22 protein-coding genes are annotated in these 23,312 nt (G+C 38.5%); 9 read left to right on the forward strand and 13 right to left on the reverse strand.

Going from position 1 to position 23,312, the window contains the following annotated elements; all coding sequences use genetic code 11:
* Positions 1-193 precede the first annotated feature (193 nt).
* On the forward strand, positions 194-2,236 hold the full coding sequence (locus tag PR767_RS02635; RefSeq protein ID WP_109911184.1) for a choline transporter: 2,043 nt from the start codon (positions 194-196) through the stop codon (positions 2,234-2,236).
* A 52-nt stretch (positions 2,237-2,288) separates the two neighbouring features.
* Here the strand turns inward: PR767_RS02635 and PR767_RS02640 are convergent, their stop codons facing one another.
* Complete coding sequence (locus PR767_RS02640; RefSeq protein WP_272519844.1) at positions 2,289-2,648, reverse strand: hypothetical protein; 360 nt, start codon at positions 2,646-2,648, stop codon at positions 2,289-2,291.
* Positions 2,649-3,362: 714 nt separating this feature from the next.
* On the opposite strand from PR767_RS02640, the gene PR767_RS02645 reads away from it, so the two are divergent.
* Positions 3,363-4,283, forward strand: coding sequence for a chitinase (locus PR767_RS02645; RefSeq protein ID WP_272519845.1), 921 nt, complete (start codon positions 3,363-3,365; stop codon positions 4,281-4,283).
* Between the two features lie 19 nt (positions 4,284-4,302).
* Here the strand turns inward: PR767_RS02645 and kdgR are convergent, their stop codons facing one another.
* Positions 4,303-5,082: a DNA-binding transcriptional regulator KdgR gene (kdgR, locus tag PR767_RS02650; RefSeq protein WP_004910012.1), complete on the reverse strand. Its 780-nt coding sequence runs from the start codon at positions 5,080-5,082 to the stop codon at positions 4,303-4,305.
* Positions 5,083-5,319: 237 nt separating this feature from the next.
* Here kdgR and PR767_RS02655 point away from each other — a divergent pair, with 237 nt between their 5' ends.
* Together PR767_RS02655 and PR767_RS02660 are read left to right on the forward strand one after the other, a co-directional pair.
* Positions 5,320-6,279, forward strand: coding sequence for a sugar kinase (locus PR767_RS02655; protein ID WP_109911181.1), 960 nt, complete (start codon positions 5,320-5,322; stop codon positions 6,277-6,279).
* Between the two features lie 12 nt (positions 6,280-6,291).
* Positions 6,292-6,909 carry a bifunctional 4-hydroxy-2-oxoglutarate aldolase/2-dehydro-3-deoxy-phosphogluconate aldolase gene (locus PR767_RS02660; protein WP_004910004.1) on the forward strand — a complete coding sequence of 206 codons (618 nt, stop codon included), beginning with the start codon at positions 6,292-6,294 and terminating at the stop codon, positions 6,907-6,909.
* Positions 6,910-7,135: 226 nt separating this feature from the next.
* Here the strand turns inward: PR767_RS02660 and PR767_RS02665 are convergent, their stop codons facing one another.
* Together PR767_RS02665 and cbpA are read right to left on the reverse strand one after the other, a co-directional pair.
* Positions 7,136-7,429: a chaperone modulator CbpM gene (locus PR767_RS02665; RefSeq protein WP_004910002.1), complete on the reverse strand. Its 294-nt coding sequence runs from the start codon at positions 7,427-7,429 to the stop codon at positions 7,136-7,138.
* Complete coding sequence (gene cbpA / locus PR767_RS02670) at positions 7,429-8,370, reverse strand: curved DNA-binding protein (protein ID WP_272519858.1); 942 nt, start codon at positions 8,368-8,370, stop codon at positions 7,429-7,431. The genes PR767_RS02665 and cbpA overlap by 1 nt, the downstream gene beginning before the upstream one ends.
* A gap of 209 nt (positions 8,371-8,579) precedes the next feature.
* Between cbpA and PR767_RS02675 the strand changes: the two genes are divergently transcribed.
* Entirely contained in the window at positions 8,580-9,029 is a 450-nt protein-coding gene (locus PR767_RS02675; RefSeq protein ID WP_272519846.1) for a GNAT family N-acetyltransferase, read from the forward strand.
* Positions 9,030-9,397: 368 nt separating this feature from the next.
* Here PR767_RS02675 and PR767_RS02680 read toward each other — a convergent pair whose 3' ends face one another.
* From PR767_RS02680 to PR767_RS02715, 8 genes are all read right to left on the reverse strand, one after another.
* Entirely contained in the window at positions 9,398-10,111 is a 714-nt protein-coding gene (locus PR767_RS02680) for an RNA polymerase sigma factor FliA (protein WP_109911178.1), read from the reverse strand.
* A gap of 635 nt (positions 10,112-10,746) precedes the next feature.
* Positions 10,747-11,085 (reverse strand): helix-turn-helix domain-containing protein, encoded by a 339-nt coding sequence (locus PR767_RS02685; protein WP_004909988.1) that lies wholly within the window; start codon positions 11,083-11,085, stop codon positions 10,747-10,749.
* Between the two features lie 73 nt (positions 11,086-11,158).
* Positions 11,159-11,845 (reverse strand): fimbria/pilus chaperone family protein, encoded by a 687-nt coding sequence (locus PR767_RS02690; RefSeq protein WP_042851796.1) that lies wholly within the window; start codon positions 11,843-11,845, stop codon positions 11,159-11,161.
* 34 nt (positions 11,846-11,879) lie between these two features.
* A complete protein-coding gene (locus PR767_RS02695; protein WP_117162042.1) occupies positions 11,880-14,294 on the reverse strand; it encodes a fimbria/pilus outer membrane usher protein in 2,415 nt (804 codons plus the stop codon).
* A gap of 40 nt (positions 14,295-14,334) precedes the next feature.
* Positions 14,335-14,988 carry a hypothetical protein gene (locus PR767_RS02700; protein ID WP_117162043.1) on the reverse strand — a complete coding sequence of 218 codons (654 nt, stop codon included), beginning with the start codon at positions 14,986-14,988 and terminating at the stop codon, positions 14,335-14,337.
* Between the two features lie 34 nt (positions 14,989-15,022).
* Positions 15,023-15,682 carry a fimbrial protein gene (locus tag PR767_RS02705; RefSeq protein WP_272519847.1) on the reverse strand — a complete coding sequence of 220 codons (660 nt, stop codon included), beginning with the start codon at positions 15,680-15,682 and terminating at the stop codon, positions 15,023-15,025.
* Between the two features lie 57 nt (positions 15,683-15,739).
* The gene (locus PR767_RS02710) at positions 15,740-16,366 is read right to left on the reverse strand and encodes a hypothetical protein (protein ID WP_004909976.1); all 627 of its coding nucleotides are present in this window, start codon (positions 16,364-16,366) and stop codon (positions 15,740-15,742) included.
* 1,026 nt (positions 16,367-17,392) lie between these two features.
* Positions 17,393-18,514: a FliC/FljB family flagellin gene (locus tag PR767_RS02715; protein ID WP_196723442.1), complete on the reverse strand. Its 1,122-nt coding sequence runs from the start codon at positions 18,512-18,514 to the stop codon at positions 17,393-17,395.
* A 381-nt stretch (positions 18,515-18,895) separates the two neighbouring features.
* Between PR767_RS02715 and fliD the strand changes: the two genes are divergently transcribed.
* Genes fliD through fliT form a run of 3 tightly spaced genes read left to right on the forward strand, consistent with a single transcriptional unit; the run spans position 18,896 to position 21,128 of the window.
* Positions 18,896-20,332, forward strand: a complete 1,437-nt coding sequence (fliD, locus tag PR767_RS02720) for a flagellar filament capping protein FliD (RefSeq protein ID WP_196723441.1) — start codon at positions 18,896-18,898, stop codon at positions 20,330-20,332.
* Between the two features lie 18 nt (positions 20,333-20,350).
* Positions 20,351-20,749: a flagellar export chaperone FliS gene (fliS, locus tag PR767_RS02725; protein WP_004909969.1), complete on the forward strand. Its 399-nt coding sequence runs from the start codon at positions 20,351-20,353 to the stop codon at positions 20,747-20,749.
* On the forward strand, positions 20,739-21,128 hold the full coding sequence (fliT, locus tag PR767_RS02730) for a flagellar protein FliT (RefSeq protein ID WP_109911176.1): 390 nt from the start codon (positions 20,739-20,741) through the stop codon (positions 21,126-21,128). Before fliS ends, fliT begins: the two co-directional genes overlap by 11 nt.
* 52 nt (positions 21,129-21,180) lie before the next feature.
* Here the strand turns inward: fliT and def are convergent, their stop codons facing one another.
* Complete coding sequence (gene def, locus PR767_RS02735) at positions 21,181-21,690, reverse strand: peptide deformylase (RefSeq protein ID WP_004909962.1); 510 nt, start codon at positions 21,688-21,690, stop codon at positions 21,181-21,183.
* A 706-nt stretch (positions 21,691-22,396) separates the two neighbouring features.
* Here def and PR767_RS02740 point away from each other — a divergent pair.
* Positions 22,397-23,311 carry a YadA C-terminal domain-containing protein gene (locus PR767_RS02740; RefSeq protein WP_272519848.1) on the forward strand — a complete coding sequence of 305 codons (915 nt, stop codon included), beginning with the start codon at positions 22,397-22,399 and terminating at the stop codon, positions 23,309-23,311.
* Position 23,312: the final 1 nt, after the last annotated feature.

The raw sequence follows: 23,312 nt of genomic DNA on the forward strand, positions 1-23,312 counted from the left end.
AAATACATTGATCCCTTGTATTAAACGTTTTTTTAATTGAATGTTCAATCAATATTAACTATTGTTTACAACAATTCGTTCACAATTAGCATAAAGGAGAGGATAACAAAAATCAAATCTTAGCTGATAAATCAATTAATTAGCTTAGAAAGTAATTTTAACCTGTTAAATAAATAAAAATGTGGAACTACCAATGACAACTCAAAATAGTCCAAAAAATAAGCAGAAGGATAAATTGAATTCTGTGGTTTTTTTTACTTCCGCCGGCCTTATTCTGGCGTTTTCTTTTTTCACCATCTTGATGACCGAAACAGCAAATCAGTGGATCGTTGCCGCCCTTGGGTGGGTATCCAAAACCTTTGGTTGGTATTACTTGTTAGCAGCGACGCTGTATATTGTTTTCGTCATTTTCGTTGCCACTTCGCGCTTTGGTAATATCAAGCTCGGCCCCGAGCAATCTAAACCTGAATTTAGCGTACTAAGTTGGTCTGCGATGCTATTCGCCGCAGGAATTGGTATCGATTTAATGTTTTTCTCTGTCGCTGAGCCGGTCACTCAATACATGCTGCCGCCAACGGGTGAAGGCGAAACCTTAGAAGCAGCTCGTCAGGCGATGGTGTGGACCCTGTTCCACTATGGCCTAACGGGCTGGTCTATGTATGCCTTAATGGGGATTGCACTGGGTTATTTCAGTTATCGTTATAACTTGCCGTTAACCATTCGCTCCGCACTTTATCCTATTTTTGGCAAACGGATTGACGGCCCGATTGGCCATACCGTGGATATTGCTGCAGTACTAGGGACGATTTTCGGTATCGCAACAACTCTGGGGATCGGTGTTGTTCAGTTAAATTATGGACTCAAAGTATTATTCGATTTACCCCAAGGGCTTCCCGTGCAAAGTGGATTGATTCTGCTGTCGGTGATTATGGCAGTGATCTCCGCTACATCAGGGGTAAATAAAGGTATTCGCGTGTTATCAGAGCTCAATGTGCTTTTGGCACTTGGCTTGATTTTATTTATCTTATTTGTCGGAGATACCGAGTTCTTACTTAATGCCTTAGTACTGAATGTGGGGGACTATGTCAATCGCTTTATGGGGATGACTCTCAACAGCTTTGCCTTTGATCGCCCAACCGATTGGATGAATAGCTGGACGCTGTTTTTCTGGGCATGGTGGGTCGCATGGTCGCCATTTGTTGGCTTATTCCTCGCGCGTATATCTCGCGGTCGAACGATTAGACAATTTGTGATTGGCACTTTAATTATTCCGTTTGTTTTCACACTATTGTGGTTATCTATTTTTGGTAATAGTGCATTGTATGAAATCATTCACGGTAATAGCGAACTTGCTAAAACCGTGCTCGATGCACCCGAAAAAGGCTTCTATTCACTACTTGAGCTTTACCCCGGCTTTGGCCTAACCGCTTCCGTCGCCACAATTACTGGGTTGTTGTTCTATGTCACCTCAGCGGACTCCGGTTCTTTGGTGTTAGGCAATTTCACCTCAAAACTCAGTGATATTAACAACGATGCGCCCAATTGGTTACGGATTTTTTGGTCTGTCGCGATTGGTTTACTCACCTTAGGGATGTTAATGACAGATGGCGTCGCTGCGTTACAAAATACGACAGTGATCATGGGCTTACCATTCAGTTTTGTTATCTTCTTTATTATGGCTGGGCTATATAAGTCATTAAAAGTTGAGGACTTTAGACGAGTTAGTTCGTTAAACACCAATGCGCCAGCACCACTGTATGGCAATGGAACACTCAATTGGAAACAGCGTTTGGGACGAGTGATGAATTTCCCTGGAACAACGTATACCCAGCGAATGCTTGATTTAGTCTGTATTCCAGCCATGCAAGAAGTGGCAAAAGAGCTCAGTTTAAGGGGAGCAAAAGTGGAATTTAACACCTTACCACCGATTGCTGATGAGCGATTAGACCATTTAGAGTTAACGGTCGACCTTGGCGAAGAACAAAGCTTTATTTACCAAGTATGGCCTCAGCGCTATTCGGTTCCTGGTTTTACCTATCGCGCACGTTCAGGAAAATCCCATTATTACCGCTTAGAAACTTTCTTATGGGAAGGTTCGCAAGGGAATGATTTAATGGATTACACCAAAGAACAGGTGATCAGTGATATTCTCGACCAATATGAAAAGCATATGAATTTCATTCATTTAAGCCGTGAAGCCCCCGGTGCAACCTTAACATTCCCTGAATCTGTATAATGTGATCTCTAAGGGGGCTATGCTCCCTTAGAGTCAACACACAAACAAATAATTAATAAGGGCGACCTGCTTGCTCCAGCATTTTTTTCATTTGCTCGCGGTCATTCATCCAAGTCATTGAATTAGGGCACCCTGCTCCCGTCGGGTTAACATCACACACATTAAAACGCTGTGGAAACGCGTTTTCATCTGCATTTCGCTGTTCTAACAACGCTTGATAACTTTGTTCTTCTTGAGAAAGTTTCTTTTTGGGATCAAAGACAAACTTTTGTTGTGCCTGTAATTCTTTAATTCCTTGGTAGTCTTTATCAAACTCGCGATCAGCGGGTGACTTTTCTTTAAATGTAAAGTCGCTGGCAAAGCCATAAGAAGTGAAACAAAGAAAAATAATAACAATAATCTTTTTAAACATATCAATTTCCTGCTGTGTCCATAAGCGAATATTATATGTCAGCAGCAACACTGAATGTTGAATAATAATAAGTGAAATTTATAAAAACCTTAATATTCAAATAAGTAATTTACATAAGTTATTAAATCAATTGATTGATACATCGTTGTTATTGACTTATCCGAATACTAAGGGTGTTTTTTCACCAACCATCCCCCACATCAATCCATTAATTTCTGTTACTTTTCAACCTTGTTATCCTCTTCAATTTTGTCCAAGTATATAAGCTCAACTTCAAAACAAATCAGAATAATTAATTAGTTCCATTATGGGTTTATTTTAAATCTGTTGGTTGTTTTTATGGCAATGCGAAGATGAAATATTAATCTCAAAAAGGGTGTTTACACGGCATATGATGATGCAAATGGCAATCTAAGCGTCTCTGCTAATTGGAGTAATACAAATTTGAAAGAAGGCAAAGCGCCAGCTCCTAGATAAAAAGTGGAGGTAGGCGAACAAGCAAATATCAGTATATGATCCGGCTTTCTGAACGCAGTCGACAGCGAATCACTTCCATTTCCATGCTCATAACCGACCTATAACCTATTAGGTTACTAATAATTTTTGTTCTTGTTACAGAGTCAATTTTCTATAAAAGTGACCTTGTCCTATCAATTACACCGTAGAGCATAGGCTAAAATTTCCTTTTATAAATTAATAAACTAAGGGTATACAATGCATAAAATTTATTTTGGTCCTTATATGGATGTCAGTGTTGATGCAACTTGGAATGATTGGCAAAATTACCCAAATGGCAGGCCTAATGCAAAATATAGCCAAGCCGCTATTAAGTATGGGGTAGATATACTGTCTCTTGGTTTTTTAACCGCCACATTAGATAAAAAAGCAGCATGGTCAGCCCAGCCATCCATGCCAATTAGCTGGGCTAAACCTTTGTGTGATGAACTGATTGCTGGCGGTGTTAAAGTTGCTGTTTCATTTGGGGGAGCTGCTAACCAAGATGTTTCATTGGTACAAACACAAGAACAACTCATCAACACCTACCAAGAAGCTATTGATACACTCAGTGCCTCACATATTGATTTAGATTTCGAGAATGGTCTGTACGATGCTGATAATGCATTTTCTGCCTTAAAAGTCATTGTAGATAATAATCCACAAATCACCCTCAGCTTAACCTTGCCAACTATGCCAACAGGGCTAACCAGCACAGGCTTAGCACTCGTGAAAAAATCGGTTGATGCGGGTTTAATGATGAAGGTTAATGGGATGGCAATGGACTACTACGACCCGAATATCACGAGCCTTGGGGATGCAGCGGTAAAAGCCGCCAATAGCATCAAAAACCAACTAAAACCGCTATATCCAGGGATAGACGATAACGAACTATATAATTATGTACAAATTACACCCATGATTGGTCTCAATGATGACCTCACCATGTTTAACTTTAATGATGTCAATATTCTCGCTGAATTTGCTAAAAATAATGGCCTTAACTTGGTGTCAATGTGGAGCTTAACCCGTGACCGCCCGGGAAATAAACCTTTTCCAGAGGCCATAAGCTCTGGCAACCCAGAACAAACCTATGAATTTGAATATACCGATTTATTTACTCAACAACTTAATTCATAAATAGCCCATATCACCAATATTATGGATATTGGTGATAACCCATTTTCTGTGAAATATTACGCCCGGCTGTTTTCAGTAATTCGACATAATCGCCAATGCGTTGTTCATCAAAACGAATAGTTGGGAATGAAATCGATAACCCTGCAATCACATGGCCTAACCTGTCATACACTGGTACTGCAATGCAGCGCAGGCCTAACTCCTGCTCTTCTCGGTCCTGCGCATAATGGCACTCACGAACTGTGACTAATTCCGCCAGCAAGTCCTCTAAGGTTAAAATCGTCGTTGCTGTTTTTTGGCTAAAGGTTTCATCTTTCAATGCCAAACGAATCGCTTGTTCATCTTGCCAAGCGAGTAAAATCTTACCGATTGCAGTGCAATATAATGGGTTACGACGCCCAACTCGTGAATACATACGCAAATTATAACTCGAGTCGATTTTATGAATATAAATAATGGCGTCTTCATCTAATGCACCCAAATGCACCGCTTCATTCGTCAGTTGGCCTATATGGCGCATTTCCTTATCTGCAATTTCGATTAAATCAACATACTCGAGGGATTTCGCACCTAATTCGAAGAGCTTCAAGGTCAGTGAATACTTATCTGCCTCACCTTCTTGTTCGACATACCCCAACTGCTTCATCGTTTGCAAAAAACGAAATGTAGTGGCTTTTGACATCAACAAACGTTGGGACAATTCAGATACGCCAATCTCCTTTTGCTCTCCAAGGGCACTAAGAATACTAAATACCTTTACTACCGCTGACACGGCATCCGTTTGTGTTGTCTTATCCATTACCTTTCCATCATCCTATAAATTGCATCCTATAAATTGATAGCAATATTATACCCCAAATTAACGAAATTAACTGATATCACCTAAGTTTGAGTAGCATAATTGTCTCTTCATACAAAAACAAGAACGATGATTCGATATTTTTAAAACAGCGTTTCATTTTTATTGAAATTGGCAATGAAATGCGCTTTAATAGCACTATCAAGTCAGCAATAGTTTACTAATTCGGTGGTGAAAATGAGTGCATATCCGCAAGTTGCCGTTATTGGCGAATGCATGGTTGAGTTGCAAAAATCGGGCGAGCTTTATAAACAAACGTTTGGTGGGGATACGCTAAATACCGCACTATACCTGTCTCGTTTAACCAAAGATCACAGTGTGATAACCCGTTACATCACCGGTTTAGGCAAAGACCCATTCAGCCAACAAATGCTAAACAGTTGGCAACAAGAAGGCATCAATACTGAAGAAGTGTTTATTTCAGACAAACATTTGCCCGGGATGTATTTGATCGAAACCGCTGCCGATGGCGAACGTCGTTTTTTCTATTGGCGAGATAATGCCGCGGCAAAATTTTGGCTTGATGCAGTGTGCCTTGATCAAAACAGCAAAGCCCACACACAGCAAATTCTAAATTCACAACAATTTATCTATTTAAGTGGCATCAGCCTAGCCATTTTGCCTGACGCTTCACGTCAGTTACTATTTGAAATGTTACAACAAGCTAAGCAGAATGGCGCCAAAATTGTATTTGATAATAACTATCGCCCAGCACTTTGGCCATCGAAACAAGCCGCTCAACAAGCATACCAGCAAATTCTCACGTTAACCGAGATCGCTTTTCTGACCTTTGATGACGAACAACTGCTTTACGGTGATATTGATGAAACCGATGCAATTGCCCGTACCCAACAATATGGCGTGAATGAGATTGTGATTAAGCGCGGTGCCGATGCCTGTTTTGTGGTTATTGATAACGAACGCATTGAAGTTCCTGCCAATAAAATAAGCCATGTGGTTGATACCACTGCCGCAGGGGATTCTTTCAGTGCCGGCTACCTTGCTTGCCGTATTTTAGGTGGCAGCCCATGCGAAGCGGCAAAAACAGGTCATTTACTGGCTGGAACCGTCATCCAACACCGGGGAGCGATTATTCCATCCGAAGCTATGCCAACCACTGCTTTAGAAACATGTTAAGAGGCTTTAACCATGAATCAATTACTTGAAAGAATTAAGAAACTCAATGTTGTTCCTGTTATCACCATTAATAGTGCAGAGCATGGTGCGCCATTAGCAAAAGCCTTAGTGGATAATGGCCTGCCATGCGCAGAGGTCACCTTCCGCACCCCGGCCGCGGTACAAGCGATTAAAAATATGCGTGCTGCCTACCCTGAATTACTGATTGCTGCAGGTACCGTATTAACCACAGAGCAAGTTGACCAAGCCATTGAAGCGGGTGTGGATTTTATCGTCAGCCCGGGCTTTAACCCCAAAATTGTCGCCTATTGCCAACAAAAGAACGTGATTATTATTCCTGGTGTGAATAATCCAAGTTTAGTAGAACAAGCCCTTGAATTTAATCTCACCACGTTGAAATTCTTTCCAGCCGAAGCCTCTGGCGGGGTTGCCATGCTCAAAGCACTCAGCGCCGTTTACCCGGTTAAATTTATGCCAACTGGCGGTATTGGTGTGAAAAATATTAAAGAATACACAGCACTACCTTCTGTATTAGTGTGCGGCGGTTCATGGATGGTGCCCAATGACCTTATTGATAGTGAGAACTGGCAAGAGCTTGGTAAGTTAATTGCTGAAGCTGCAACCATTTAATTAACAATAAAAAATCTCGTTGTCGTTATTACGCCCTTACTGGATGGTAAGGGCTTTTTTGTTGTTCGTGTTCATTAAAATATTATTTAATTATTAGCTTTATCAAATTAATCAAAAAATATAATACAATTTACTAATAATTTAGATTTTAGATGTGATTATAACCACCACAAACCTAATTTACTTATTAAGGTTCGTGGTGGTGAACAATTAAACTATTAGCTAACTAACCAATAAAACGTTTTAATTGTAGCCGCAGCATCTCATTTTCACGCTGAAGCCGCTCATTTTGCTCCATCAAGCTCATTGCCATTGCAATTCCCGGCCAGTCAATTTCGAGCTCATGGTAAAGTCGCACTGCCCTTCTTACGATGATCACAGCGTGGTCATCAAATAACCATTCATTAGCAGTTTCAATGGGTTGAACTATTCCAAGGCCGACAATTTCCCGTAATTCCTCTTCCGCAATACCCGTGTGAATACAGAAATCAATAACGGTTAATGATGTGAACTGTTCCATTATTTGCCTCCCCAATTTTTACGTGGGTCAAAACTCTGCTGAGTCTCCGCCAATTTCTGCCACAGCGCATCCGCTTCTGCATTACTGCTATTTGGCATCACGATTTTTATAATCGCATACAGATCCCCTGCTGTACCTTTATGTTTCAGTCCTTTACCTTTAATACGTAATTTTTGTCCGGCTTGGCTATTAGCAGGAACAGTGATCACAATTGGGTCTTTTAATGTTGGAATGGTGACTTTAGTTCCGAGGGCTGCCTCCCATGGAGCAAGCGGCACGACCACTTCTAAATCATGGCCTTTGATATCAAATAATGGGTGTGGTGCAATGCGGATGGTTATCCACAAATCGCCATTTTCACCGCCATTTTCCCCCGCAGTGCCTTGCTCTTTTAAACGGATGCGTTGCCCGTCAATCACGCCTGCTGGGATAGTGACATTAAGTGTTTTGGGAACTTCATTTTCGATAAAACCAAAAGCGTTATAGACCGGTAGGTTATAACTGATGGTACGTTTATGCGATTCTTGACTTTCTTCAAGGAAAATAGCCAATTCAACTTCTAAATCCTGCCCACGATGACTGCGCGCCTGTCTTGTGCTGCCACCCCGTGCTCGTTGAGAAAACATCGATGAAAAAATGTCATCAAAGCCGCCTGCATCAAACCCTTGCTGGGAATAGGTGTGGCTTTGTTGGCCTTGGTTAGCTTGGTTAAAATAAGGGTCATTCCTGTGTTCCCACATTTCATCGTATTCTGCGCGTTTTTCTTTGTCACCAAGTACCGCCCAAGCCTCTGCAATTTCTTTAAAGCGCGCTTCGGCATCCGGTTCTTTACTAACGTCAGGATGATATTTTCGCGCTAAACGGCGATACGCAGTCTTAATGGTTTTTAAATCATCAGTGCGTTTAACACCCATGATGCTGTAATAATCCTTTAGTTCCATAGTCATATCTCGTTCACTTGTCTGTTGAATAGAATTCTTATGGTATTTACCCAGTTGGGCTAAACATCACAACTACCTTAAATTTAACTTAGGACATTTACGCAGTAATTGGAATAGCTAGGCTATGATAAAATTCCACAAAAAACAGGAAATTTACGTTATTTCAGGCTAAACCTATAAGAGTATCGTTTGATTACGAGGGGAACTCTATGGATGCTATTGCCAGTCGCCTGAACTATAAAGTCAACTTTGCTATCTCTATTGAGGATTTTATTCGGTTAATTCGCCAGTCTCCATTTAACGAAACAGTGCCAACCGATAATCTTACCCAATTAGATGCGATGCTGAATAATGCGGATTTATTGGTTAGTGCATGGGATGGCGAGCAGGTGGTAGGGTTTGTCCGCACAGTAACGGATTTTAGTTCTTGTTGTTATATCTGCGAACTGGCCGTTGATGCGCATTATCAAAAACACGGCATCGACCGCCAATTAATGCGCCTCGTCGCTGAAGAACTCCCCGCCGATTGCCAGATTTTATTTTTTTCCACCAACAGCAACCTCACCGAATATTTAAAACTGGGCTTCACCCAATCCCCAAGAGCGTGGCATACCACGGCAGGGAATTATTTGGCTAGATCGGCAGAACTGGATGAATAATAGAAAGTAACATCGTTAAAAGCGTAGAAATATAGTAGAAAAAACAAATTTAAATGAGCTTTAAAATACCCCTATGCGTATGCTCTAAATAATTCGTATTGTGGGTAGGAAGCCGGAGCAGACATAAGTCTAGAAAGCAGCGATGTGCTTGAAGTATAAAAAACTTAAATATCAACAGCCTAACCAATTCATCCTATAATAGAAAAAACAAATTTAAATAAGTTTTAAAAGTACTCAATACTGATGCTCTAAATAATTCGTGCTACAGCTAGGCGGCAAGCTAGTTTAGCCCTAGGAGCACACACAAGTATGTGACTAGGGTGAACTAGTGAAGCCAACAACGCTGTGGTGCGAAGTATGACGAGCATCTATCTGAGGCGGCCGCGGAGACGCTTAATAGCCTGACTATGCAGCTGACTCACCCTTGACTCCCCGACATCCAACACCGCCCCAATCTCTTTAAGATTCAGCTCTTCTTGGTAATACAGTGTCAGCACCATTTTTTCGCGTTCTGGTAACTGATTGATTGCCGCCGCGATTTGGTCACGTAGGCTAGAATCCAGCAACAAACTCAGCGGGTTGCCGCCATCGTCTTCATCCATTTGCGGCTCACAGCTTTCCCCGTGAATTTCATGCCACTCATCGTAGGAAAACAGTTGACTATTATTGGTATCTAGTAGCGCTTGGCGATACTCCGCAAGGTCGATATCCAACGCTTTGGCGATTTCCGGCTCGGTGGCGCTGCGCCCTAACGATTGCTCCAGCACACCAATGGCTTTGGTCATTTCTCGTGCTTGGCGGCGCACACTGCGCGGCACCCAGTCACGGCTACGCAATTCATCTAACATCGAACCACGAATTCGCTGCACTGCATACGTGGCAAACGATGCCCCTTGGGTAACATCGAAACGTTCCAATGCATGCAGTAAACCAATGCCCCCCGCTTGAATTAAGTCGTCGATATCAACACTGGCGGGTAGTCTGACTTGCAGTTTCAGGGCTTCATGGCGTATTAGAGGGTAATAACGCTCCCATAGGCTATTTTTATTAATCACACCTTCGGCAGTATACAAATCACTCACAACCTGAATCACCCTTCAAGCTTTATAAAAGGTATTCATTATCTGTGTTGGTTTTGAATTCAATCCGTAGAGTAAGGCACTAAATGTGGCTTTATTTGCCTTATCCTAAATAGGTCAAATTTGAATGATTACCAGGTTAATGATTGTTTTAACACAATTTTCAGAGGGTTTTACTGGTAATACAAGTGGGAGTGGTTGTTTTGTTGAGTTGTGATTGTGTCATCATATTGCAATTTTGGGCTTTAGACTTTGCTATTGATTGTCGATTTAGCTAACCTCCTTTAAAACAAATGAAGTCATCGATGAACTACAAGCTCCTAAGCATACCAAAGCTGGTTTTATTACTTTTTGTTAACGACAAGACAGCTCTGTTTATCCACTTCGTTAAACAGCTCAATTCAATGGTTATCACACCGTATAGTGGCCACTTATTTTGGTGTGAGTTTTTAAAGTATGAACAACAACCTTAGTCTTAGTGTGTAAGGCTCTGGCAGTATCACGTTTACATCAACTTTGGCTAAGAATAATTCTCCGGCAAATAACCTTATTTTACAGACTATTCACCGGATTAAATACATGACCAATTAAGCAGTAAAAATTCTGATGCGGTATATAACAATATACTATAAACAGACCTAACTCATTTTTTCGAAATAATTTTCGATATCCTTATGGGTATCCTTTAATTTCATATCGAAAAGTTCATCTTGATGATTATTTAATTGAAATCTTACTTCACTAAAAAAGTCACCAAAATCAAAGTCTAAGACAAAAAGAATACTTAATAATGTATCTACCGAAATGCGACTTTTACCACACTCATACCGTGAATAATGCTGTTGTGAAATCCCCAATTGCTTGGCAACCTTTGCACCAGAAAGCCCTTTTCCTTTACGAATACGCCTAAGTTCCTTACCTATTATGGATGAATAAATATTATTTTCTGGTTTGCTACCTTCATCTACATTTTTCATATTTTAGATATCTCCCTACACCTGAACAGTAAAATCAAGTTATTGACTCTCGTTCCAGCTGATAGATAAAACATTACTCCTTATGAGTTACTTTTATTATATCGTCATTTGAATTTTTAAATCCGTAACGGCTTAAAGGTGAAATTACCAATTCTTGCGCCTTACTTTTCACGTCAATGGTTTTACTTTCATTCGGTCTTAAATAAAATTGCTCAATTGAATAAGCCTCATTGCTCGGCAACACCTTCACAGATGGAGATAAACGAACAACTTGGTTACCTATATTAGTCAACGTCAGTTGGTTATTTTTTTGGTTAACCGTAATATTTTTCCAAGGTGTTTGGCTTAATAAACCATTAGATGGTGTAATTAACATTGCTACATCTTGACGAATCGGCATTTTTGCAGAGTTTTGCTTAACGGCTCCGACACCTTGGAAAGAAACACGTAAAATTTCCTCTTGTTTTAAATCTAAACCTTTCTTTAAAACAAAATTAATTTGTTGGCTTTCATTCGGTTCAATACGCACAATTGGTGGAGATACCATTACCTCTTTTGCCATTGGCTTTGAACCATCCAGATCAGAAACCTTCGTCGATAGTAAGATAGGCTCTTTCGATGTGTTTTTTACGCTAAAGACTTTACGTTCTTCATCCGCATCTAAAATAACGGTCATTGTTTCTAATTGGAAACTTGCTTTAGCAGACATGCTAACTAAACTAATTAAACCTAAAATTGTTGCATAAATTAACTTTTTCATCAAAACCTCAAACTTGTATTTGATACTACTAAGATTAATGGCAGATAGCATCTGCCTCTTCATAAAGTGATTCAGCGGAAAACTCTTTCGGTACAATATATTTAATAATGCAATCATCGGTGTTAGGTGAACGCAAAATAATGTCATCGCCAATTTGCTCATTACTTAATAATAGATTCCCTTCCCCCATGATAACCCCCATATAGTCACCTCTTTTATTTAGTACACTGGCGCCAAAAGGAACGGCATCACCATTCGCCATTTTGATACTCAGTAATAATTGCTTCATCGTCGTTGCATTAATACGCTTAGTAATGACTGAACCTCTTGCGGCCGCCACATCAAATGAAGTGGTATCTAACCGCACATTCAATGGCAATTTCTCTGTATTTAATTGCACTGACGATTTTTGGTTTCTCGGCAAGGATGAGATAGCCGCAGTACCAAAATGATTCGTTATAGTTGTTCCACTTCCCATGGTATTCACTCTAACACCGGGCTCATTAGGAACATAAACGATACCAAAAGTGTCTCCTAACGGGACTGAGGACGTTGCCAACAATCCATCTGAGTACGCCAATCCACCAGATGCTGCTACTGTGACTGAATGTGTATTATTCTGAGACATAGAGCCATTCAACGAAATATTGCTATACGCGTTAGAATTATTAATACTTCCATTGACAATATTAACGCCATCATTACGACTAGCGCCGACCGAATACCTTAAATTATCACTGACTTGCTGATTATAATTTGCCATTACCCGGTTTTTATCTTGATAGTACTGGCTTTGCATGCTAATACTTTTTTTCTTACCTAGCGGCATTGATGCATTAATAAATATTCGGCTATCTTGGTCATCGCCAGCTTGATAATTCACATTCAAAGATACATCAGCTATTTTTCTGCCATAACCGATAGAATAAAAAATCGTATCGGATTTATTGCCATAAAAATGGCTATGGTTGACATTAGCACTCAAGCGGCCCCATGTAACATCTCCCCAACTGGCAAATAATGAGGACGATGTCTGTACTTCCCCACTAAGCCATCCATCCGTTTCTTGTTGTTCGTCCTGAGCTATCGGCTTTTTTAATAATGAGCTATCCAACATAGGAAACTTATTTGTTCGATATAAAGCAGAAGCACCTAATGTCATTTTTTCAAACGCTATATTGCTGTTGAAATCAATTTGATCCCCACGCTTTTCATTATTACGAGCACTTTGCACGCCAATACCTGTAGAAATGGGCGTAGCAATATCAAAATACGAATTCAGTCGCCCACTCACCGCCTGAAATTGATCTGAATAAAGAACCCCCGCGGCATAATTTGACATACCGTGTTGCTGACTTATCTCCGCACTACTAATAATCGGCTTTTTCGTTTGCTGATCATTTCGGCTACGATATCGCCCAATTGCCAACTGATAACTCATTGGTGAAACAGCATTTTGTTGGTTTGCCGTTATTACCTGAAACTGTTGCTTTTCACCATTATCTTGTATCACCGTAATATCTAACGGCGAGCCAATCACCACATTGTTAATGCGGTTTAACTCGAAAGCCCCCGCAGGTATCATCGTGCGGTATAACAATCGGCCATTTTGCTGTACTTCAACCGTTGACGGTGTACTGGCAAACCCAGTTACTGGAACAACTAAAGCATTCGTCGTTTGCAAAGAACTGTCTGAATAAAGTTGAACACCATCAATCGAGGTTCCACCAAAAAACGCACCTTGGGTATTAAGCTGACCAATATCTAACAAAGAGTGTAAAGGCTCTATACTCTTTGACAGCACTGTTTCATTAAATTGATATTGAGAATCTGAGCCTCCAACAGAGACACTGCTGTTATTTCTCAAAACCCAATTTTGCCAATTAACCCCTGTTTCGAATTCGCCTTGGTAAAAACGTTGGCTGTAATTTCCGCTAATATTCATACCATATAATTGGTAATTACTGACAACACCAAATCCACCGTAAGTTAATTCACTGCCTTGCAGTTTTTGGTCAATATTTTCTTCAGAAACCACCATGTCGATGCGATATGAGCTAGGATATAATGCAATCTTTGCATCTGGATAGACCTGCTTGAAAGTATTGCACCCATTAACTAAGTTAACCTTTTTTAATCTCAGCCTATTCATCAATCCATCAGTAAGGCATAGCTCACCGCTTTCATTAATTTCAACATTCGCAGTATATTCATTACCGCCATTTAATTTTATGGTGACATCATGGTGACCAGGTAAAAATTGATTACCCTTCATAAAAAACTCTGCAACTTCTGGTCCATATCCTAGTGATTTTAAAGAGTCGATATCAAAATTAATTGTCGATGGTGTTTCACTCTTTGTTGTTTCAGATGCAACGGAATTATTTACATGCAGTACGATAAAAATTAAAAATAGCTGGTAATAAGAAAAATTGTTTTTCTTATACATTAATATTTTTATTTCCAATATAAATTATTAAAAATTAAAACTATATTCCAAATGAAAATATAATATCTGCACTCCCATCTAATTCCATTGCCTCAATAATTGGACCGTTTGTCTCTTTAAGGCTATTTAAGATAGGTTTCACCGCAATATTTACAGAGAAATTTTTCCCACTAGATAATACATTTTCATTTGTAAACCATGCATATTGTTTGTTTTTTAATACCGCCTCCCCTTGAGTTGGCAGAAATCCCCCAACACCTTCCAAGATTCGAATTCCGACAGATTGCCCATCAACTTTAGGCTGATTAAGAATGAGCTGATAGTTACCTAGTCGCCCTTGGTTATTTACTTTACCTAACCCAAAGTAGCTTTCATTTCCCATCTGCGACGTATCACTTCGATTATCAGAAAACTGGACAAGTAACTGAGTCGGAGTATTACAGGAAACTTGCCATATTTTCGAAATCTGCAGAATTTCGGTCGTCTTAACTAAATTAAACTGGCGGGCATGCAATTGATTAAACTGGTATTGCCCGCCATCAGGAATAACGATGTCACACGTAGGAGGTGATTCAACCTGTTCAATAATATTTCTACTTGAGAAAGTATGCGAATATACAGCCTCACTAAAAAATAGACTACAAAATGTGTATAATAATGTAGCTTTAGCTGATTGAGTAATAAATAAACGCATACGTTCTCCTAAATCACTTTTGACTAACGCTTAATTAGATACCGAAGTTAAAAGCCAGCACAGCTTCTGCCTGATAATCAACATTAGAAGTTAAATCGATACCTGCTGAAGTTAATTGATTGATTGAGCTAATATAAACGCTGTTTGTTAAAAAATCCGCAGAAAATACTTTTCCTGCTGTTAATTTATTAGCAAATACTGATGAGCTTTTTGTGCCAAAACCATTAAGTATTTTTTTACGCATGACAATATTATTTACTGTAAAACCATCACTTGCAATAAAAGCCGTTTTAGAATCAATAGTGATATCAGAAACAGTAAACATAACTGCCCCAACTGATTTATCTGGGTTATCTGAATACACCATAAAAAAATAATCATCAGTATATCCTAAAGACCACGGCGTATTTTGATATGTATCAGTTGTACGATATGTTAAATATGTCTCTGCATCGCAAATAACAGTAACGTTCTTTCTTACTGGTGACTGTAATATTGTATAGGATGTTTGATTCAAATATCTAGGTGACGTTTTTGCTAGTTCAAAAATAATATCCGATTGCTCATTACCATTAATTAAACACGTTGGCATTTTAACGACACCAGATACTTTTATATTTGCAGTTGTCTGTGAAAATACAACAGGAGACATTAATACTGATGATAATATTAAGGTCGTAACTTTTTTAATCATGAAAATATCCCATAATGAATAGATATAACAATATATCTATTCATCTTAATAATGAGTTTACAGTGAGAAGGCGAAAGCTAATGTTGCATAACCATCTAAATTAGCATCACCTGAACTGGTTTTCAGATCAGCGCTTAGGATTGGTCTAACATCAATATCAGCGGAGAAAATTTGTCCTGCTCTTAATGTGCTAGCTGACGTTGCCCAAGCCATTTTCTTCGTTTTATCAACAGCTAATGATGATGCATAAGATGTACCATTTGAAACACCAACAGTTTGAGCTGTGCTTGAGGCATCCTGTTTCACTGTTGCATTCTTCATAGTAATTGTATAGTAACCAACTTTTTTATCCGTATCAAACAGACCTAAACCAAAGTTATATACGCCAGCTGTTAATACAGAACTCGCACGGTTATCTGTAGAAGAGAATGTTAAATAGGTCGAAGCATCACAAACTACTTCAATATTATTTGTTTTTGCATCAAGCGTTAAATTACCAGAAACAGGGAACATTCCCGGAGAAACATCAAATACATATTCTAAATCAACTTCATTTTGACCTTTAACAGTACATGTTGGTGGCGTAATTGATCCTGTTACTTTTAAATTAGCAACTGGGGCCGCTGCTAATGTAGCTCCTGAAATAGAAATTAAAGATAATGCAATTATAGCTTTCTTAAACATGAAATAAATCCTATAAAATAAAGAAAAATAAAATTTAAAAAAACAAAACCCTTATCTCAGAATTTTAAAAAAAAATTCCAAAAATAATACGCTAGATACTTAGCTAGTTTTATTTATTTTTAATATCGATTTATCACTAATGTATTCCATCAGACTAATTAATTCGATGGGCTTATTATAAGCATATATTTTCAGGATTTAAATTGGTCTAAATAAGATAAATAACTTAAATTTACTTTATTACAAAATATTTCCTTATGTTTCATCATAAAAAACAAATGAATAAACCGTATTGCTCTTTTTTTGATTATCTCATAAATGTATATAAACCTAAAACAATCCAAAAAGGAATGAAAATATAGTTAAATATGCCAAATATTCTTATAACGTCACCTTTATCAGAGACAAATTACATTTTAACTCATATGGAGAGTAAAACTAGAGTGATTAGAAATAACAAAAAAGACGAGGAATAATATAATATCAATATAAATCAATGCATTAAGTAGAATGACATTCATAGACCAGTTTAAATGTATTAATAGGTATTATAAAGGAGATATGCAAATCGATTAAACTCAATAAAAATTACAGCTAGTTTTTTACGCATATAATGAATTGCAGTGATTAGCTAAACTAAATTCTTTCTTGAATCGACTTATTTAGTGCCTACATATAGTGCATAGTCATACAGACTATTCGCAAAATTGAATACATCACCGATTTTCTAGTCAACTACACTCTTATTATTATTTCGTTTATTCTGCTATCAAATATATTAATTTATGCCTGTGCCAAAACGAGTACTAGAAACCATACAGAACTTACCTGAAAATACCAAAGTCTGACCTAACTGAATCCCTTATATAATTTAAGTTGTAGGTAGATGACAAGCTAGGTTATCGCAATGAGTGTACATAGGTACGTGATTCGGGTGACCGACTGAAGGCAACCCCCTGTAGTGCAAAATATGACGGGCAAAGAAAAGGCCAGCATTGCTGGCCTTTATAACTCACCAATTACGAATTAACGTAACAGGCTCAGAACACCTTGTGGAACTTGGTTAGCTTGTGCCAACACAGCAGTACCTGCTTGTTGCAGAATTTGACCACGGCTCATGTTAGAAACTTCTGTTGCGAAGTCAGCATCTTGAATACGGCTACGTGCTGCGCTTAAGTTGTTAACAGAGTTGTTCAGGTTGTTGATGGTAGATTGGAAACGGTTTTGGATCGCACCTAATTTAGAACGGCTTTCATCAACTTTGTTGATTGCGTCGTCTAAAGTTGCTAATGCATCTCCTTTTACGTTTAATGCATCAGCCGTAGAAGCCTTACCCGCATCAGGTGTAAATTCATTTCCTGCAACTGCTGCAGAGGTTTTTAAATTAATTTGAGTTGTAGTTGTTGAATCAGCTTCAAAATCCGATGCACTAACTAAGTAAGACTTACCACCTTCAGTTGCAATATATTTATCTGCAACTGCTTTGCCATCTACTACATATTCTTTAACATCCAGACCTGTTTTATACGTTGTCGCCCCTGAGATACCTAATTTAGCCTCATTTACCGCACTACCAGCTTCAGTTTTGCCAGTAACAGTACCCGCAGGAACTTTATCAAATAACTTATCACTTGATACCCCTAAAGTATCATTGTCAATTTTATCCAAACTAAATTTAATTACTTCATTATCGTTAGTACCCACTTGGATACTCATTTCATTTTTTTCGCCACTCAGAACTTTAACGCCGTTAAACTGCGTTTGTTCTGAAATACGATTGATTTCGGCTAAACGTTCAGTTACTTCATTTTGAATTGAAGTAATGTCTGAGTTGGAGTTAGAGCCATTTTTCGCTTGAACCGTTAACTCACGAATACGTTGTAAGTTATCATTGATTTCGTTCAATGCACCTTCAGTGGTTTGTGCGATAGAGATACCATCGTTAGCGTTACGAGCTGCCTGAGTTAAACCTTTAACGTTTGAAGTAAAACGGTTAGCAATCGCTTGGCCTGCCGCATCGTCTTTAGCGCTGTTGATACGTGAGCCAGAAGATAAACGCTCAATTGCAGAACCTAATACGCCTTGTGAACGGTTTAAGTTGTTCTGAGTTGTCAGAGACAGAATGTTAGTGTTGATAACTTGTGCCATGATGTGATCCTTATTATTCAAATTAATGCGTTAAGCCAAAATGCTTAACTTGATGAATTTCGTCAGCAACTAGGTTATCGGCTACAAAAAAGTCCCCTTTAGGCTTTTTGATGAAAATTTTTATCTATAAGGTTAGAAATGGCTTTACCGCCCGCTTTTAATGCCATTATTTTTTAACACTTTCGTTTTTAACACACTCATTTATCTTTATTAACTTTCTTATTATTTAATTTCAATAGCGATAATTAACTACTTTTCTCTTATCAGCTCCCGCCATCACTCTTTTTCAGAATAGTCTAAAATTTTGCTCCGTTTTGCCGATAAGACTCTAAATAGATTTTATTACAGGTTTTATGTCACAGACATAGCGTAGGAGAAAATATGGCAGGAATATCCACTCTCGGTATCGGGGCAAACTTAGATTTAAATGTGCAAATGGACCAAATTGAGGCAATGGAGCGTCGCCGCCTTGACCCATTAACCACACAGAAAGCCAGCTATGACGCGCAAATTAGCGCCTATGGCAAAATGCAATCATCATTAGAAAAACTGAAAAAAGCCGCTGAGGACTTAAAAAAATACGGCGATATCAGTACCACCAAAGTCACTGGTGAATATAAAGCCTTTGACGTAAAAACCGATGGTAAAGCAGTCGCCGGTGTGCACGATGTGTTAGTGACGCAACTTGCTAAAGCACAAACTATCGCCACTAAAGGCCATTCTGACAACAAGCAACTCTTAGGCAGTAATGCTAAAGAACGTACCATCACGATCACTCAGCCTTCACAAAAAGAAGAAAAAGATAAGATTGTTATTAAACTTGATGACCAAAGTACGTCTTTAATCGAGCTCGCCGATGCAATTAATAAAACAGATAAAGGTGTTACCGCATCTGTTATTAAAGACCGAGATAATCAATACCACCTTGTCGTAACCTCAAAAAAAGAAGGTACTGACAACCGCATTAGCATTAATGTGGAAGGTGACGATGAACTGGCTAAAATACTAAATGTGGAATCTGATGTTGATAAAGACGGAAAAATTATCATCAAAGATGAGAAAACTAGCGGTATGGAGCAAAAGGTTGCCCCTCAAAATGCACAGTTAACTATTGATGGATTCGAACTTGAGTCGCAAACCAATGAAGCCAAAGATTTGTTCCCTGGTTTAACACTGACACTAAAAAAAGAAAGCGAAGACAATAAAGCTGACCATTTAATGGTTTCTGAAGATATCGAGCCCGCTAAAGATAAAATTAAAGCATGGGTAGATGCCTATAATGAATTCCAAACGTTAGCGAAAGAACTGACAAAATACACACCAAATGAAAGTGGAACAACTCCTAATAAAACCAACGGCCCGCTCATTGGAGATTCCACGTTACGAGTTATTCAAAGTACGATGCGTACTCAAGTCCGTGCTCCACAAAATAGTGGTGAAATCGATACATTCAATAAAATGGGGGTAAAACAGAAAGTAGATGGCACATTAGAAATTGATAACAAATTGCTGGATAAAACCCTCAAAGAAAACCCATCGAGTGTTAAAGTATTTTTTGCTGGTGACGGTAAAGAAACTGGATTTGGGACTGAAAATTTTAATTTTTTAAAAGGTACTTTAGATACAAAAGATGGCTCATTACACAACGCCACCGATGGCGTTCAGAAGAAAAAGAAAAGTTTAGATAAACGTATTGAGCAGACCAATAAACAAATCGAAAACACCATGGACATGTACCGTCGTCAATTCCAAAACCTCGATAAAATGATGAGTTCACTCAATAGCACAACGAATTCTTTAGGCCGATTATTAGGCTAACACTTTTAGGTTAAAAACATGTATCAACGACACGCACAGCAAGCTTACCAACAGGTTGATTTAGAGAGTGAAATCACCAACGCGACCCCATACCAACTGATCCAAATCCTGTTTAAAGGGGCCCTTAGTGCCCTGAAACGTGGTGAGATTTTTATGCAGCAAGGTAAGGTGGCAGAAAAAGGTAAAGAAATCTCAAAAGCTATCGACATCATTGACACTGGGTTAAAGCAGTCGTTAAATTATGAAGCTGGCGGCGAACTTGCAGAAAATTTAGCAAGTTTGTATGAGTACATGACAATGCAGTTACTTCGCGCCAACCTCGAAAACAACGTGGCTTATGTCCAAGAAGTTTACCAGTTACTCTCCGATATCGCCTCTGCGTGGCAACAAATCGGTGCAAATGTGGATGAAAGATAATCAGGTGGACAATAAAAATCCTATCGATTTACATGAAATATACCGTAATGTCTTAGTATTAAGTGAAAATTTAGTTGCCTTAGCGCAATCCGGGGAATGGGAGACGTTGGTCTCCCGAGAGACAGAATATGTCCTTGCGGTGGAAAACCTCACCAAGTTAACGCAAGCGTTCGAAGAACAGCAGCCAATAACTGAAGAGTTTATTCAGTTATTGCATAAAATTATTGAAAATGAACGCATTACTAAAGAATATTTACAACAGCATTTAAACTTTTTAAGCAAAGAAATTAAGCAATTAGACCAAAAACGGGTATTAAATAACAGCTATGGCCAATTTGATGAGCCGGATACCCCGTTAGTCGTTCGCCCGATGGAATAATTTGAGTGTCAGGCCGACAGACCTGACACGCCTTTTATCTTCAACTCTCAGCCTATTGCTGCTGTTTTAAACGTTGCTGCTTTTTCAGCTTTTTCAACAGCATATTGCGTTTTAGCGGCGATAAGTGATCGAGGAACACTTTACCGTGTAAATGGTCGATTTCATGTTGCATGACAATCGCTAAGAACTCGTCGCTGTCTACTTCAAACGCTTTACCGTGCCTATCGAACGCTTTCACTTTAACGCGCAGGAAGCGGTCTACATCGGCGTAGATTTCGGGTACTGACAGGCACCCTTCTTGATAACTGGTTTCCCCTTCACTTTCGACGATTTCAGGGTTAACAAATACCATCGGCTCATCACGGTTTTCTGAAATATCAATCACCATAATGGATTTAGTTTCCGCAATTTGCGTGGCAGCGAGACCAATACCGTTATCGGTGCTGTACATGGTATCTAACAAATCGTCGATCAAGGTTTGTACCGCAGCGAAATCCGTCACTGGGCTGCATTTAATACGCAGTCGTTCATCTGGAATTTCAATAATTTCTCTTACTGCCATAATTTAAACCCTATAAATTCGATTACTTTCATTCAAATATCAATCATTCAAACTATTTTAAGCAACAGTGACGCATACAATAGCCGCTAACTGCCGCCACAACTCTGCCTGTGAAGTATGAAGAACAGATAAAATATTATCGTCTTTCTATTTCACCAACAACATGCAAAAAATGGCATTGTTAATCAGAAAACAAAATTTATTTTAAACATCAATAAATTAACGCCTGCCTATTTAGACTGCCCCTTCATGGAACATAAGCCACATAAAATTTTACAGAAAAATAACACGTTATTTGGAAAAAAACATCTAAAACAGGAAAAATGGTGACCCTTTGTAGGCTCTTCACTGTTTTTTCTTTTACCCACTGATGGCATCTATTCGCTTGTGGCTATTTTTTCGCTTTTAGTTTTTATTAATATTGAGAATATATTTAGGCCACATTAAAGTTACTATCAATTTAAATTAAATTTTCAAAATAAGCACTATCAACTATAATTCCATCAAATAAAAGTATCTAGTTAATATAAAAAATATATATCACTGTATTTATTTCACTCAAACACGGATATCCCGAATAAATATCATTTTAAAAATCGATTTTACCCACCAAATAAATATCTTTATTATAAACGAATAAAGGAAAATAAATTTATCTTTCATTCTTCTTTTAGATAATAATTTTAAATAATACGGAAATTAACAAATGAAAAAGAAAATATCATCCCGTCTTTTATCAGCTCTATTACTTAGCGGTGTGTCTTGCAATGTAATAGCCAACACTTCATTTTCAAGTCCTCCACCATCCTTAAGCAGTGTCAACGCGCAAGGTATCAGCACTAATGTTAAAAAAATTAGTGATATCAGTGGAAAAATCAACCATATCAACACTACAATTAACCAAATGGACTCACGTTTTAATAGCGACATTGACACATTAAAACAAAATAATAGTAAACTTAAATCAGAAACTATAGATATACGAAATGATTTAAAAGCATTGAATGATGAAATCGTTAGTTTTGAACAAATATATTCTCAAGATATTTTTCAGGAAATAAAAAACAACAATGATTTAATTAATAGTAAAATCACATCAATACAACAAGGCAGAGAAAAAGAGCACCATGCACTTGACTCAAAATTAAAAGATGTCGAATTACATTTGCAAGGAGCACTAACTGGTGTCAATGCGGCTGACCAAATCACCAACCAATTAAATACCAATATGCAAAATCTAGATAACAAAGTGATTGGAAATACCTCGTCAATTAAGACCCTAAAAAGTGACACGTCGAAAACGCAAAAAGCTAATGAACTCAAATTCACCAGCTTAGAAAATAAAGTTGATCATGGGCTCCATCAGCTTGATAGGAAAATAGATAAACGTGCTCAAGAAGCGAATTCCGGTATTGCGTCTGTCGCAGCAATGAGCAATATTCCTTACGCAACAAATACTCGTTTTAGCGCAGGGATTGGTGCAGGTAATTACAAAAATGGCTCAGCGATCGCTGCCGGTGCTCAATATCAACTAAAAGAAAACATCAACCTACGCAGTTCTGTATCTTGGAATAATTCAGATGCTGCGGTTATTGGAGCGGGTATCGCCTTCGGGTGGTAAT

The sequence above is a fragment of the Providencia sp. PROV223 genome (genome assembly GCF_028479245.1).
In the GTDB taxonomy this organism is placed as follows: domain Bacteria; phylum Pseudomonadota; class Gammaproteobacteria; order Enterobacterales; family Enterobacteriaceae; genus Providencia; species Providencia rettgeri.